The sequence below is a fragment of the Ralstonia sp. 1B3 genome (assembly GCF_036631435.1).
Genome location: NZ_JAPNUG010000020.1, coordinates 19,441 through 34,269, shown reverse-complemented (window position 1 = coordinate 34,269; position 14,829 = coordinate 19,441). Strand labels below are relative to the sequence as shown.

The following is a 14,829-nucleotide window of genomic DNA, read 5'->3' as shown; positions in this document are numbered from 1 at the left end:
GGCGCTCAGGCGCGCGGTTGCTCGAGCTTGTATTGCAGATGGCGTTTCACGGTCAGCCATTCCGATTCAATGATCGAAAACACGACCGTGTCGCGGAAGCTGCCATCCGGCATGCGTTGGTGGTTGCGCAGCACGCCGTCCTGCTTGGCGCCGAGCCTGGCGATGGCGGCTCGGCTCTGGTGATTCATCCAGTGCGTGCGGAATTCCACGGCAATGCAGCGCAGGGTTTCGAACGCATGCGTGAGCAGCAGCAACTTGCATTCCGTGTTGACGGCCGTGCGCTGTACCGATTTGGCGTACCACGTGTGGCCGATTTCGAGCCGGCGGTTGGCTTCGTCGACGTTGAAGAGGCGCGTGGCTCCGACCACTTTGCCGGGCCGTCCATCACGCATCTCTCGCACGACGAACGGCATCGCGCCGAGCCGTTCGCGCATGTCCAGCGCAATGGCCAGCCACTCGCCGGTCTTGTCGGGCGACGGGACGGACGTGTACCAAAGCTTCCACAGCTCGCCATCAGCGGCCGCGGCGCGCACTTCGTCCTCGTGCTCCGGGCCGAGCGGCTCCAGCCAGGCGTGCTGGCCGGACAGCGTGACGGGCTCGATCAGGCGCGGCATGGTGGGGCACGCTCAGCGATTGGCGCGGTTCATGAACACCAGGCGCTCGAACAGGTGCACGTCCTGTTCGTTCTTGAGCAGCGCCCGTGCAGCGGCGGAATCGCGGCGTTCTTGTCCTGGCTGCGCAGCGATTCCGGCGGAATGTCTTCGGCCAGCAACAGCTTGAGCCAGTCGATCAGCTCGGACGTCGACGGCTTCTTCTTCAGCCCCGGCAGGTTGCGCATCTCGTAGAACGCATCCAGCGCAGCCTTGACCAGCGTGGGCTTGATGCCCGGGTAGTGCACATCGACGATGGCCTGCATCGTCTCGGCATCCGGAAACTTGATGTAGTGGAAGAAGCAGCGGCGCAGGAACGCGTCGGGCAATTCCTTCTCGTTGTTCGACGTGATGATCACCAGCGGACGATGCTTCGCGCGGATGGTTTCGCGCGTTTCGTACACGTAGAACTCCATGCGATCCAGCTCGCGCAGCAGATCGTTCGGGAATTCGATGTCAGCCTTGTCGATTTCGTCGATCAGCAGCACGACAGGTTCATCCGCCTCAAAGGCCTGCCACAGCACGCCCTTGACGATGTAATTGCGAATGTCGTGCACCTTGTCATCGCCGAGCTGTGAGTCGCGCAGGCGCGAGACGGCGTCGTATTCGTACAGGCCCTGCTGGGCCTTGGTGGTCGACTTCACGTGCCACTGCAACAGCGGCATGCCCAGCGCGGCGGCCACTTCCTCGGCCAGCATGGTCTTACCCGTGCCCGGCTCGCCTTTGATGAGCAGCGGGCGCTGCAGCGTCATCGACGCATTGACGGCGAGCTTGAGGTCATCGGTGGCGACGTACTGGTCGGAGCCCTCGAAGCGGGTGCGCTGGTCGGATGGGGCAGGCGAGGTGGTGGTGTTCATCGTGCAAGCCTACTGAGCGGTAAAAGATTTGGAAACGGCCAGTATAAGAGCATTTGGGTGTTTGACGCCGGGTGTCAGCGGGGCGGGCCGGGAGGGCGCGCGCCGTGCCATTCATCGCTGTCAAGTCACGGGAGCCCTAACTGGACTGGAAAAAGCGGTGCGGTACAATGCGCCGGTTTGACGCACCTCAAATGACCGTCTTCTGGCTTGTTGCCAACGGCGGGTGAATGCGCCCAGCGAGACAGCCGGCTGAGACGAGCCAAGCCGGCAGGGCGAGCAGGATTCTGAAACTCCACGCTTAAGAACGAGATGAAAAAGATCCTCACCATGGTGGCCGCACTGGGCACTTTAGGCGCACTGGCCGCAGCCAACAGCGCCGCCGCTGCCGATGTTCAGGGCAACGCTGCCGCCGCCGAAAACAAGGTCGCCATGTGCATCGGCTGCCATGCCATCCCCGACTACAAGACGTCGTTCCCCGAGGTGTATCGCGTGCCCTATCTGGGCGGCCAGAACGCCAAGTACATCGAAAGCGCGCTGCATGCGTACCAGAAGGGTGACCGCAAGCACCCGACGATGCGCGCCATCGCCGGGTCGCTGACCGACCAGGACATCGCCAACCTGGCCGCCTATTACGCGGCGCAGACGCCTGCCACCCAAAACAATCCCCAGAAGTGACGAGGAAGAATATGAAGAAGATCTCGCTCGCAATCTCGTTCAATCTGGGCGCGCTGATGCTGGCAGCAGCCGTGTCGGCACAAGCTGCCGATATTGAAAAGGGCAAGCAGTTGGTGGAGAAGGGCGCGTGCGCGGCCTGCCACGGGGCGGGCCTGAATGCCCCGATCTCGCCGGACTATCCGAAGCTCGCCGGCCAGCACGGCGACTACATCTATCACGCGCTGCTGGCCTATCAGACCAGCAACAACCCGCTGGTGGGCCGCAGCAACGCCATCATGGCGGGCCAGGTCAACAGCAACCCTGCCACGATCGGTGCCGACGGCAAGCCGCGTCCGTTCACGCAGGCTGAGCTGAAGGACATTGCCGCGTACATCGAATCACTGCCGGGCTCCCTGGTGCTCAAGAAGTAATGCGGCGTCGCCGGTAAATAAAACCGCTCTTCGGAGCGGTTTTTTTGTTGGCGTCAGAGCGTCAGATTCAACGGGCCGTGGCGCGCTTGCGCACGCATTCGATGTAGGCGTCGCCGTCGGGCGGCAGGCCGGTGCGCTGCGCTGTCCACAGCATCTGGCCCAGGCATTCCATCACCTGATGCTGGGCTTCATGCGGGGAGTCGAGCCGCTGCGCCAGCGCCTCATAAGCGGCGCGAATGCCGCGCGGTTGATCCACCGACACCTGCTCGCTGATCGACAGATGCATCGACAGGTGAAGAAACGGGTTGCTCTGGCCGCTTTCCGGCGTGTAGTCGCGGGCGAGCGCTTCTTCACCGGCTTCCAGGGTGTCGTGGTATTCGGGATGCTGCAGCATCCAGTCGAGCGCCATGGCTTCGAGCGGCGTAAGGATTTCTGCCTGGCGGTGCTTGCGCCACGCGCCGCAGAAGAATTGACGGACTTCGTCGCGGGAGGGATTGAACATGATCCCGGCATTGTACCGGCGCACCTGGATGCCTGCCGGGCAGCGCCACGAGACCGCGACGCTACAATGGCGCCCGCCCCGCAGAGGCCGATTCCAACAAAAACGCCGCCCCTCATGAGACAAGCCGCCGAATCCCCCTCGCAGCACGCGCCGCCGACAAGCTCCTCGGCGTGCTGCTGATCGCCGTGTCCGCCGCATCCTTCGGCGCGATGGCCATCTTCACGCATTACGCCTATGCGAGTGGCGCCAACGTGGTCGGTCTGCTGATCGTGCGCTTTGTGATCGCAGCCGCGGCGCTGATGGCCGTGATGCGTGTCCGCCGCATCGGCATACCGCCGTGGTCGCGCGTGGCGGGGCTGGCGGCAATGGGCGGCATCGGTTACGCAGGGCAGTCGTTCGCGTTTTTTACGGCGTTGAACTACGCGCCGGCCAGCCTGGTAGCGCTGCTGCTGTATCTGTATCCGATGTTCGTGACGGTGCTGGCGGCGATTTTCCTGCGCGAGCGGCTGACCACCACGGCGATCATCGCGCTGGTGCTGTGCTCGGTCGGGGCGGGGCTGACGGTGGGCGGTGCGGGCCTGTCGGGCGGCAGCCTCCTCGGCATCGGGCTGGGTGTGGCCTCGGCGGTCATTTACTCGATCTACATCACGGTCGGCGCACGGGTCACGCGCGGGCTGGATCCACTGGCGTGTACGACCGTCATCTGTACCGCTGCGGCTGTCGTGTATACGGGGATGGCGTTGCTCGGCGCGCCCGCACATCTGCCCGGCACGTTCAGCGGCTGGGCCGCGGCGCTGGCCATTGCAGGCTTGTCGACGGTGGTGGCCATCCTGACGTTCTTCGCCGGCTTGCAGAAGTTGGGGGCCGCGCAGGCGTCGATGCTGTCGACGCTGGAGCCGGTGGTGACGGTGCTGCTGGCGGCATTGCTGCTCGGCGAGTCGATCACGCCCATGCAGATGACCGGCGGCGCGTTGATTCTGGCGGGCGTGCTGTGGCTGACGCGTGCGGATGCGAAGCCCGCCGGCCACGGCGCGGACGACATGGCCTGAAGCCGAATCCTCACTTCAAGCGACAAACGAAAAAACCGCCCAGCGTGAGCTGGGCGGTTTTGCTTTCTGCCTGAGGCGATTACTTCTTCTGCCCGCTCGGCAGGCGTTGCAGGCTCTGCACCCGCATCAGGGCCGGACGATCGGCCATCACGCCGTCATAGAACGAAGCCAGGTCACCCTTGAGCGCGGTGCGCGACGCATCGTTCAGATAGATCATGTGGCCCGACGGGTAATTCTTGATCATCAGGTTCTTCGCCTTCAGCGTCGGGTCGAGCGGCATTTGCGCCAGCGTCAGCTCGGTCTGGTGGAACGGCGTGACGGCGTCGAAATAGCCGCTGGCCTGCAGCACCTTCAGGTCTGGGTTCAGGCTCATCGTCGAGGCGAGGTCGCCGGCGGTGTACAGCGTGTTGCCGCCGCCCTTGTTGGCGCCAGTCGGGTCGATGTGGCTGAAATCCCAGTTGTTGAACACGGCGTCGTTCAGGTCCACGAACGACGAGGTCGACGTGTACTTGAGCTGGGTGTTCAGGTAGCTGTTCCACAGCACCGTGTACGCGCCGCCGATGTTCGAGATCGACGGATCGTTGCTGCCCGAGTTCGGCAGGATGAACGGCGCGATGCCCTGGCCCGTGTAGTTGGCGCGGCCGTCATACTGGCCGATCTGGATGCCCGGGTTGAGCGTCAGGAAGAACGTGTACGGCGGGTTGTTGTTCTGCGACGGCACGTTGCCCAGCGCCGCCGGATTGCCGAATGTCTGGATCAGCGAGACCGGATCGGTGCCGATGTACGAACCCATCGTCTGCGCCGTCGACAGGTTCAGGTTCAGGCGCACGTTCACGAAGCCGCCGTCTGCGGCGCTCGGAGCCTGCGCCAGCGGTGCGAGCGTGTTGTCGGCGTAGTTGCGTGCCAGGGCCATGTAGCTGTCGAGGTCGGTCGGTGCCGGGTTGAGCGTCGTCTTCTTCCAGTAGAAGGCATCTGCGGCCAGCGTCGGGAAGGTGCCGACGGCCGAGAGCGCATTCGCGTAGTCGAGGATCGACGATTGCAGCGTGATCCCGTTCAGCTCGATGCCATCCTCATGCAGCACCCACGACAGCACCGCACTGCGCGCCGTGCCATACGACTCGCCGTACAGGAACTTGGGCGAGTTCCAACGCGAGTTCTTCGTCAGATAACGCTGGATGAAGCGGTCGATGGAGCGCGCGTCCTGGTCGGTGCCCCAGAAGTCTTTGTTCTTGGCCGGTGCGATGGCCGCCGAGTATCCGGTGCCCACGGGATTGATGAACACGAGATCGGAGCGGTCGAGCAGGCTGTCCGGGTTGTCGGGCAGTTTGTACGGCGCCGGCGGCGTGAAGTTCGGGAACGACGACTGCAGCCGCTTCGGCCCGAACGAGCCCAGCAGCAGGAACACCGACGACGACCCCGGGCCGCCGTTATAGAAGAACGTCACCGGACGTGGCTTCGACGGATCGGGATTGTCCTGCGTGTACGCCACGTAGAACATCGTCGCGTTGGATTGGGACGTGACCGGGTCGATGGTCGTCAGGTGGCCAGCGGTGGCGGTGTAGGCGATGCTCTTGCCGCCGATCGTTACCGTGTGGTGCGTGATGGCCGCGCTTTCGCCCGGATCGGCGGCGAGCGCGTCGTTGGGCCCGGTGCCGTAGACGTTCGGGTCGACGTAAGGCTGGTCGGGCGGCACGGCGGCCGTCACCGGTTGCGTGGTTGCGTTGCCGGCGTTGGTGGCAACGCCGCTGGGTTGGCCGCGGCGGATGAATCGCCGCCGCCGCAACCTGCCAGCAGCACCGCGGATAGCGCTGCGGCCGCAAACGATACACCGAGGGTTCGAGACAATCCTGCAAAATCACTGGTCGATAACCTGGATTTTTTCATGGCGATAATGGCCTTTTTCAGGGTGACGAACGCCATCACTTAAAACGTGTGGTTTTAAGTGGGCTCCATATTCGATTTGCGTTTTGTAATTTCTCTGCGACGCGAAACGAATATTCTGATTTCCCGCCTTGCCTGCGGAAATGAATGCAGTCGGTTTTTGTTTGGTAAAAGAAGCCCCTGAAATCCGATCGGATTTCAAAAATGGAACGGCTCTGGAGTCAAGCCCGCAACGCGTTTGCGCAAAGTCTGCAACGGTCCGTGCAAAAGCGTTGGGATGAATGCGGCTACGCGCCTGATTTAACTCAGGCGCGAATCCGATACGTCCAACTCTGCGGGTAATGCAATGACGAACGAAAAAGTAGTTCGTAAGGAAACCGTTGTAAAGGGCTCTTTTTCATTGCGTGCGATGCGCTGTAAAAATGACCATGCCAATACGATGGCGCGTCGCAATAGGTGCGATTAAATACAAACGAGGCATGACGTTTTTTCTAAAGTCGGTGCGCCCCTCACGTGTGCCGGATGCCCATCCCGTGTGTGCAGGTGTCCCGCGCGCGCGGATACGGCGCATTACAATGCGCTCCTCAACTTTTTCCGGAGCACCCCGCAATGCCGATGCTTGAACCGTCCGCGCTGGACCAACTGTTCCGCGCAGCCCGTACGCACAACGTGTGGCTGGACAAGCCGGTCGATGACGAACTGCTGCACACGTTGTACGACACCGTAAAGTACGGCCCGACCGCCGCCAACAGCACGCCGGCCCGCTTCGTGTTCGTCAAGAGCGCTGCCGCAAAGGAACGCCTGATTCCGTGCATGTCGGCCGGCAATCAGGAAAAGACCCGCCAGGCGCCCGTGGCCGTGATCGTTGCGTATGACACGCAGTTCCATGAGCAACTGCCCAAGCTGTTTCCGCACACCGATGCGCGTTCCTGGTACGCCGGTGACCAGGCCAAGATCAACGCGGCTGCGCTGATGAACGGCTCGCTGCAGGGCGGCTATCTGGTGCTCGCCGCGCGTGCGCTCGGCCTGGACTGCGGCCCGATGGCCGGCTTCGATGCCGACAAGGTCAACGAGACGTTCTTCCCCGATGGCCAGTGGAAGGTCAACTTCATCATGAACATCGGCTACGGCGACGCGGAAAAGCTGCACCCGCGCAACCCGCGTCTGTCGTTCGAAGAGGCGTGCAAGATCATTTAAGCCACGGTCGGTCACGCAGGAAAACGGGGACGCGCATCGGAAGGTGCGGTCCCCGTTTTTCATTCCTTCGGCGCCGGTGTCTTCGGCCTGAATTCGCACAGCGGCTCGATGGCGCAATGCCAGCACTCGGGCTTGCGGGCCTTGCATACGTAGCGCCCGTGCAGGATCAGCCAGTGGTGCGCGTCCTGCCGAAACTCTTCCGGCACCACTTTCAGCAGCTTCAATTCGACTTCCAGCACGTTCTTGCCCGCCGCCAGCCCCGTGCGATTGGCCACGCGAAAAATGTGCGTGTCGACCGCGATTGTCGGCTCTCCAAACGCCGTGTTCATCACCACGTTGGCTGTCTTGCGGCCCACACCGGGCAGCTCTTCGAGCGCGGCGCGGTCGCGCGGCACTTCACCGCCGTATCGGTCGAGCAGGATGCGGCAGGTCTGGAGGATGTGCTTGCACTTCGTCCGATACAACCCGATGGTCTTGATGTACTCGGTGATGCCTTCCTCGCCCAGCGCCAGCAGCTTGGCGGGCGTATTGGCCACCGGAACAGCTTGCGCGTCGCCTTGTTCACACCCACGTCGGTCGCCTGTGCGGACAGCAGCACCGCAATCAGCAGCTCGAACGGCGTGGTGTATTCAAGCTCGGTGGTCGGCGTCGGGTTGTTCTCGCGCAGGGTCTCGAAGATGGCGTGGCGCTTGGCGGGGTTCATCGTCGGGCAGGGTTCAGGGTGTGTCTGCGTCGGGCTTGGTGCTGTCTTCGATCTGGCTGGCGATGCGCTTGCGGCGGGCTTCAGCTTCGTCAATCTGGGCTTGCACGTCCGCCGACACGTTGGTCACGTTGCGTGGACCTTGCCCGCGCGGCCATCTCGGCCTGCTTCTGGCGTGCCCGTTCAATCGCGGCCTGGATGATCCCCTTCTTGCGCGCCTGCGCGGCGAGTTCAGCGTCGTCGGCCGGTTGCTCGGCGCTCACGGCTGCGAGCTTGGCCGCGGCCTTGGCGGCGAGGCGCGCTTCGTTCTCGGCTTGCTCGCGCTTCAGTCGTGCGTTGCGGAAGACGTAGCGGTCTCGTGCGACATCGGCCTGCTCCTGGCTCCAGGCATCCCAGCCCGTGCGTTCGCCGGTGACCGGGATCATGTCGATGCAGTCGACGGGGCAGGGCGGCACGCAGAGGTCGCAGCCGGTGCACCAGTCTTCGAGCACGGTATGCATCGCCTTGGGCGCACCGACGATGGCGTCGACGGGGCACGCCTGAATGCACAGCGTGCAACCGATGCAGCGCTCCGGGTCGATGACGGCGATGGCGCGAGGCTGTTCGATGCCGTTGGACGGGTCCAGCGGCAGCAGGTCGCCCGTGCGGCCAAGTGCGTCTGACAGCCGGCGAATACCTTCCGCGCCGCCGGGTGGGCAACGGTTGGGGAGCGCCTCGCCGCTGGCCATGGCTTCCGCGTAGGGGCGGCAGCCGTTGTAGCCGCACTTGGTGCATTGCGTTTGCGGCAGGAGGTTTTCGAGCCGGTCGGCCAAGGATGCGGTGGTTGCGGAGACCAAGGAAACCACGATGGGACTTGTCGTTTGAATAGCCTGCCATTATCGCCGATTTGGCTGCGGCGCAAGGCGTGCATGCCCTGAGATCGCACACGGCGGCCATGTCTTGACCCTATGACATAATTCCTGCGTTCTAAACGGACCGAGGTGCCATGCCGTCTCACCCAGCCGCGCCGCTCGCCGACATCGAAGCGGATGCTCATGGCGAATCCGCCGCACCCCGCACGCGTCGCGACCCCGCCGGCACGCGTCGGCGCATCCTTGCTGCGGCCACTGAAGAGTTTTCGCGCGGCGGCTTTGCCGGTGCCCGCGTCGATGCCATCGCCCGCCGCGCCGAAACCAACGAGCGCATGCTGTATTACTACTACGGCAGCAAGGAAAAGCTCTTCCTGACGGTGCTCGAGAACATGTATTTCCGCTTCAAGGAGGCGGAAGAGCAGGTGCAGATCGAGTCGTCGGATCCGCGTGAGGCGGTCATCCAGCTTGCGCGTTTCGTCTGGGATTTCTATTACGAGAATCCCGAATTCATCCGCCTGCTCAACAGCGAAAATTTGCACGAGGCGCGGCATCTGAAGACGTCGCCGCACTTGGTGGAGCTGGTCAACCCGGTCATCGACGTGCTGCGCGGCGTGGTGGAGCGCGGCCAGCGCAGCGGCATCTTCCGTGACGATGTCGATGTGTCGCGCCTGTATCTGACGATCTCGGCGCTGGGCTATTACGTGCTGTCCAACCGTTACACGATCAGCGCTGTGGTCGGCCGCGACATCGCCTCGGCCGATGAGCACGAAGCCTTCGCGCAACTGCATATCAAGATGCTGCTGGCGTATCTGGACCGGCCCAAGAACTGATCGGCGAACGGATCGTCGCCACAACAAAAAGCCTCGCAACCGCGAGGCTTCTTCTTGGGTGCTTCCGGCTCAGGCGACAGCCTTGATGCGCGGAGCGTTCTCTTCGTAGCGGCGGATGAAGTCCCGCAACTGCGGATACACCTGCTCGCGCCAGCGGCGACCCGAAAAGATGCCGTAGTGGCCACACTTGGGCGCCGTCAGGTGCTGCTTGCGCGCATTCGGGATGCCGGTGCACAGACCATGCGCCGCTTCGGTCTGACCGCTGCCGGAGATGTCGTCCAGCTCGCCTTCGATGGTGAAGAGCGCGGTGCTCTTGATGTCCTGCGGGCGCACCGGCTTGCCTTCCACCACCCACGTGCCGTTGGCCAGGTGGAATTCCTGGAACACGTCGCGGATGGTCTCGAGGTAGTACTCGGCGGCCATGTCCAGCACGGCGTTGTACTCGTCGTAGAAGCGCACGTGCGCTTCAGCGTCTTCCGTGTCGCCCTCGATCAGGTTGAGGTAGTAGTCGTAGTGCGACGACAGGTGGCGGTCCGGATTCATCGCCACGAAGCCGGCGTGCTGCAGGAAGCCCGGGTACACCTTGCGGCCGTGGCCCGGATAGTTCGCCGGTACCGTGTAGATCACGTTGTTCTCGAACCAGCTGTGCGACTTGTTGGTGGCCAGCGAATTGACGGCGGTCGGGCTCTTACGGGCGTCGATCGGGCCGCCCATCATGGTCATGGTGCGCGGCGTCTTCTCGCCGTCCGAGGCCATCAAGGAGATGGCGGCCAGCACGGGCACGGTCGGCTGGCACACCGAGATCACGTGCAGCTTGTCGGCGCCAATGTGATTGATGAACTCGCGGATGTAGTTGATGTAGTCCGACAGGTGGAAGGCGCCTTGCTCGGTCGGCACCATGCGAGCGTCGATCCAGTCGGTCACGTAGACCTTGTGATCTTGCAGCAGCGTGCGCACGGTGTCGCGCAGCAGCGTCGAGTGGTGGCCCGACAACGGGGCGCACACCAGCACGATCGGCTCGTCCTTGAGCAGCTTGATGGTCTCGGCGTCGTCGGCGTAGCGCTTGAAGCGGATCAGGCGGCAGAACGGCTTTTCGATGATGGTCTGCTCGACGATCGGAATGTCGCGGCCGTTGGACTTGACGGAGCGGATGCCGAATTCCGGCTTTTCGTACTCCTTGCCCAGGCGATACAGCAGCTCGTAGCCCGCGGCGTAGCGTTGCGCGCCGGGCATCAGGGACAGCGGGCTCAGGGGTTTGTGAAGGTCTTGGCGGTCGCCTGGGCCCAAGCCGTCATGGGGCTGAGCAGGGCGCGCTGGAATTCGTGAAGCTGGTAAAGCATGGCTGGACCGGTCTCTGGTGGCGAAGGCGACGCGAATGATTATGCACCTGGGTGCACGTTACTGCGATGCAGCATAAACCCTGATAACAGAGTGGCATCGCTTGTATGATGCGCCCGTGTCAGTCTAGTCCGATGCAGCAAAAAAGCGGCCGAAGCCGCTTTTCTTTTGCAATTGCACCTGAGGCGTGACGCCTACAGCACCTTACAGAACATCAGCGATGGCGTTCACCACAGCGTCGATGTTGTGCGTATTCAGCGCGGCCACGCAGATGCGGCCCGTCGAGACGGCGTAGATGCCGTGCTCGGTACGCAGGCGATCCACTTGCGCGGAGGTCAGGCCCGAGTACGAGAACATGCCGCGCTGCGCCTTCACGAACGAGAAGTTCGTCTTCACGCCCTTGGCGGCCAGCTTGTCGACCAGCGCGTTGCGCATCGACTTGATGCGGTCGCGCATTTCGCCCAGCTCCTGTTCCCACATCGCGCGCAGCTCGGGGCTCGTCAGCACGCTGGCGACGATCGTGCCGCCGTGCGTCGGCGGGTTCGAGTAGTTCGTGCGGATGACGCGCTTGACTTGCGACAGCACGCGCGTGGCTTCGTCCTTGCTGGTCGTCACGATCGACAGCGCGCCGACGCGCTCGCCGTACAGCGAGAACGACTTCGAGAACGAGCTGGAGACGAAGAACGGCAGGCCCGATTCAGCAAACAGGCGCACGGCCAGGCCGTCTTGCTGGATGCCGTCGGCAAAGCCTTGGTAGGCCATGTCGAGGAACGGGATCAGGTTCTTGGCCTTGATGACTTCCACGACCTGCTTCCACTGCTCGGTGGTCATGTCCACGCCGGTCGGGTTGTGGCAGCAGGCGTGCAGCACGACGATCGTGTTCGGCGCGTAGCTGTTCAGCGAATCCATCATGCCGGCGAAGTTCAGGCCGTGCGACGGGGCATCGTAGTAGGCATAGTTGACCACTTCGAAGCCGGCCGACTCGAACAGCGCGCGGTGGTTTTCCCAGCTCGGGTCGGAAATCGCGACCTTGGCGTTCGGGTACAGACGCTTGAGGAAGTCGGCGCCGATCTTCAGTGCGCCGGTGCCGCCCAGGGCTTGCGCGGTGACCACACGGCCTTCGGTGATGAGCGGCGACTCAGCGCCGAACAGCAGTTTCTGCACGGCCTGGTCGTAGGCGGCAATGCCTTCGATCGGCAGGTAGCCGCGCGGGGCAGCGGCAGCCAGGCGGGCCTTTTCGGCTTCCTGTACGGCGCGCAGCACCGGAATTTTCCCTTCGTCGGTGAAGTACACGCCCACGCCCAGATTCACTTTGGTGCTGCGGGTATCGGCGTTGAAAGCTTCATTCAGGCCCAGGATGGGGTCGCGCGGGGCCAGTTCGACGGCAGAGAAAAGCGACATGAGATGTCTCGATCGGTTGGTTCGGAATTCGGTGGGATCTTGCAGGCGGTGCGGCGCGGACCGGGGCGGCTCGCCCGGCGCCAGATGTACAACGAGGCGCGCACGAAGATGGATTGTACCGAATACACGCTCTAATCGCCCGAAAAATCCTTGCAGAACAGGCGCCTAAAGCGTTTCAACGGCCGGTACAGATCTGCGGGCCCGGTCGTCCAAACGATTGCCCGGGCCGCACGCTACACTAGACGATTGGTTGCAATTGCCGCTGCCGTCCTCATTTGCTAAGGGCGTGCGAGTCACTTTGTCGACTTTCTGCGCTGCCATCCTGCCCCCCGCCATGACCGATCTGAGCCAAGTCCCCAGCCCGCACGACGAGTCGAAATTCGTGACTTTCGAGGGCTCCCCGTTCCAGTTGTACCAGCCGTACCCGCCGGCCGGCGACCAGCCGGAGGCGATCCGCCAGCTCGTCGAGAACATCGAAGACGGCCTGTCGTACCAGACACTGCTGGGCGTCACGGGCTCGGGCAAGACGTTCACCATGGCGAATGTGATCGCGCGCGTAGGTCGTCCGGCGATTGTCTTTGCGCCGAACAAGACGCTGGCGGCGCAGCTGTATTCGGAGTTCCGCGAGTTCTTCCCGCGCAATGCAGTCGAATACTTCGTCTCGTACTACGACTACTACCAGCCTGAGGCCTATGTGCCGCAGCGCGACCTGTTCATCGAGAAGGATTCGTCGATCAACGAGCACATCGAGCAGATGCGGCTCTCCGCCACCAAGAGCCTGCTGGAGCGCCGCGATGTGGTGATCGTGGCCACCGTCTCGGCCATCTACGGTATCGGCAACCCGAGCGAATACCACCAGATGATCCTGACGCTGCGCGCAGGCGACAAGGTCAGCCAGCGCGACGTGATCGCACGCCTGATCGCCATGCAGTACACGCGCAACGAGACGGATTTCCAGCGCGGGACCTTCCGCGTGCGCGGCGACACGGTCGACATCTTCCCCGCCGAGCACGCAGAAATGGCCGTGCGCCTGGAGCTGTTCGACGATGAAGTCGAATCGCTGCAACTGTTCGATCCGCTGACGGGCCGTGTGCGGCAAAAGATTCCGCGCTTCACGGTGTACCCCTCGAGCCACTACGTGACGCCGCGCGAGACCGTGCTGCGCGCCATCGAAACCATCAAGGCCGAACTGCGCGAGCGGCTCGATTTTTTCTACAAGGAAAACAAGCTGGTGGAAGCGCAGCGGCTGGAGCAGCGCACGCGCTTCGATCTGGAGATGCTGCAGGAGCTGGGCTTCTGCAAGGGCATCGAAAACTATTCGCGGCACCTGTCTGGCTCCGCGCCGGGCGAGCCGCCGCCGACGCTGGTCGATTACCTGCCGCCGGATGCGCTGATGTTCCTGGATGAATCGCACGTGCTGATTGGCCAGCTCAACGGCATGTACAACGGTGACCGCGCGCGCAAGGAGACGCTGGCTGAATACGGCTTCCGCCTGCCTTCGGCACTCGACAACCGGCCGCTCAAGTTCGCCGAATTCGAGACCAAGATGCGGCAGGTGACGTTCGTGTCGGCCACGCCGGGGGATTACGAAAAGAAGACGGCCGGCACGGAAGTCGTCGAGCAGGTCGTGCGCCCCACGGGCCTCGTCGACCCGATCATCGAGGTGCGCCCGGCCACGACGCAGGTCGACGATCTGCTGTCTGAAATCCATGTGCGTGTCGAGGCTGGCGAGCGCGTGCTGGTGACGACGCTCACCAAGCGCATGGCCGAGCAGTTGACCGAGTTTCTGTCGGAGAACGGCATCAAGGTCCGCTACCTGCATTCGGACATCGACACCGTCGAGCGCGTGGAAATCATCCGCGACCTGCGACTGGGCACCTTCGACGTGCTGGTCGGTATCAACCTGCTGCGCGAAGGTCTGGATATTCCTGAGGTGTCGCTCGTGGCGATCCTGGATGCGGACAAGGAAGGTTTCCTGCGCGCCGAGCGTTCGCTCATCCAGACCATCGGCCGGGCGGCGCGCAACGTGAACGGTACCGCCATCCTGTATGCGGATCGCATGACCGATTCGATGAAGAAGGCGATCGACGAAACCGAGCGCCGCCGCGCCAAGCAGATCGCCCACAACGAGGCGCATGGCATCGCGCCGCGCGGCGTCGTCAAACGCATCAAGGACATCATCGATGGCGTGTACAACGTCGACGACGCGCGCGCGGAACTGAAGGCCGCGCAAGAGGCCGCCAAGTACGAAGACATGAGCGAGAAGCAGGCGTCCAAGGAAATCAAGCGCCTGGAAAACAGATGCTCGACCACGCCAAGAATCTCGAATTCGAAAAGGCGGCGGCGGTGCGCGATCAGCTTGCCAAGCTCAAGTCGCAGCTCTTTGGGGCGAGCGGCGAAGACCACATCGTTCCGGCCGCCTGAATCGCGCGGCCTCCGCTTGAAACCCCGCCACCTCGTTGCAGGTGGCAGGGGTTGCTGTTGACAT

The 14,829-nt window shown here is 63.1% G+C and carries 9 protein-coding genes and 6 pseudogenes; 6 read left to right on the top strand and 9 right to left on the bottom strand.

The window, feature by feature from the left end:
- Window positions 1-5 precede the first annotated feature (5 nt).
- Entirely contained in the window at window positions 6-614 is a 609-nt protein-coding gene (locus OWR21_RS05635; RefSeq protein ID WP_147214184.1) for a GNAT family N-acetyltransferase, read from the bottom strand.
- Between the two features lie 12 nt (window positions 615-626).
- Window positions 627-1,507, bottom strand: a pseudogene (locus tag OWR21_RS05630) (AAA family ATPase).
- Window positions 1,508-1,816: 309 nt separating this feature from the next.
- On the opposite strand from OWR21_RS05630, the gene OWR21_RS05625 reads away from it, so the two are divergent.
- Both OWR21_RS05625 and OWR21_RS05620 read left to right on the top strand, forming a co-directional pair.
- Window positions 1,817-2,182: a c-type cytochrome gene (locus OWR21_RS05625; protein WP_027677805.1), complete on the top strand. Its 366-nt coding sequence runs from the start codon at window positions 1,817-1,819 to the stop codon at window positions 2,180-2,182.
- 11 nt (window positions 2,183-2,193) lie between these two features.
- The gene (locus OWR21_RS05620) at window positions 2,194-2,592 is read left to right on the top strand and encodes a c-type cytochrome (protein WP_316874231.1); all 399 of its coding nucleotides are present in this window, start codon (window positions 2,194-2,196) and stop codon (window positions 2,590-2,592) included.
- Window positions 2,593-2,659: 67 nt separating this feature from the next.
- Here the strand turns inward: OWR21_RS05620 and OWR21_RS05615 are convergent, their stop codons facing one another.
- A complete protein-coding gene (locus OWR21_RS05615; protein ID WP_009238576.1) occupies window positions 2,660-3,094 on the bottom strand; it encodes a DUF1841 family protein in 435 nt (144 codons plus the stop codon).
- A 131-nt stretch (window positions 3,095-3,225) separates the two neighbouring features.
- Here OWR21_RS05615 and OWR21_RS05610 point away from each other — a divergent pair, with 131 nt between their 5' ends.
- Window positions 3,226-4,143 (top strand): DMT family transporter, encoded by a 918-nt coding sequence (locus tag OWR21_RS05610; protein ID WP_332394789.1) that lies wholly within the window; start codon window positions 3,226-3,228, stop codon window positions 4,141-4,143.
- Window positions 4,144-4,222: 79 nt separating this feature from the next.
- On the opposite strand, the pseudogene OWR21_RS05605 reads toward OWR21_RS05610, so the two are convergent.
- Together OWR21_RS05605 and OWR21_RS05600 are read right to left on the bottom strand one after the other, a co-directional pair.
- Window positions 4,223-6,027 (bottom strand): annotated as a pseudogene (locus OWR21_RS05605) (S10 family peptidase).
- On the bottom strand, window positions 5,999-6,226 hold the full coding sequence (locus OWR21_RS05600) for a hypothetical protein (RefSeq protein ID WP_332394759.1): 228 nt from the start codon (window positions 6,224-6,226) through the stop codon (window positions 5,999-6,001). The pseudogene OWR21_RS05605 and the gene OWR21_RS05600 overlap by 29 nt, the downstream one beginning before the upstream one ends.
- A gap of 407 nt (window positions 6,227-6,633) precedes the next feature.
- Here OWR21_RS05600 and OWR21_RS05595 point away from each other — a divergent pair, with 407 nt between their 5' ends.
- Window positions 6,634-7,221, top strand: a complete 588-nt coding sequence (locus OWR21_RS05595; RefSeq protein ID WP_147214188.1) for a malonic semialdehyde reductase — start codon at window positions 6,634-6,636, stop codon at window positions 7,219-7,221.
- Window positions 7,222-7,280: 59 nt separating this feature from the next.
- Here the strand turns inward: OWR21_RS05595 and nth are convergent.
- Both nth and rsxB read right to left on the bottom strand, forming a co-directional pair.
- Window positions 7,281-7,924 (bottom strand): annotated as a pseudogene (gene nth / locus OWR21_RS05590) (endonuclease III).
- Between the two features lie 13 nt (window positions 7,925-7,937).
- Window positions 7,938-8,766: pseudogene (gene rsxB / locus OWR21_RS05585) on the bottom strand (electron transport complex subunit RsxB).
- Between the two features lie 140 nt (window positions 8,767-8,906).
- Here rsxB and OWR21_RS05580 point away from each other — a divergent pair.
- Window positions 8,907-9,602 (top strand): TetR/AcrR family transcriptional regulator, encoded by a 696-nt coding sequence (locus tag OWR21_RS05580; protein ID WP_147214191.1) that lies wholly within the window; start codon window positions 8,907-8,909, stop codon window positions 9,600-9,602.
- Window positions 9,603-9,671: 69 nt separating this feature from the next.
- Here OWR21_RS05580 and OWR21_RS05575 read toward each other — a convergent pair.
- Window positions 9,672-10,942, bottom strand: a pseudogene (locus tag OWR21_RS05575) (polyhydroxyalkanoate depolymerase).
- Window positions 10,943-11,144: 202 nt separating this feature from the next.
- The gene (locus OWR21_RS05570) at window positions 11,145-12,341 is read right to left on the bottom strand and encodes an amino acid aminotransferase (protein ID WP_332394758.1); all 1,197 of its coding nucleotides are present in this window, start codon (window positions 12,339-12,341) and stop codon (window positions 11,145-11,147) included.
- 334 nt (window positions 12,342-12,675) lie between these two features.
- Here OWR21_RS05570 and uvrB point away from each other — a divergent pair.
- Window positions 12,676-14,765, top strand: a pseudogene (gene uvrB, locus OWR21_RS05565) (excinuclease ABC subunit UvrB).
- Window positions 14,766-14,829 lie beyond the last annotated feature (64 nt).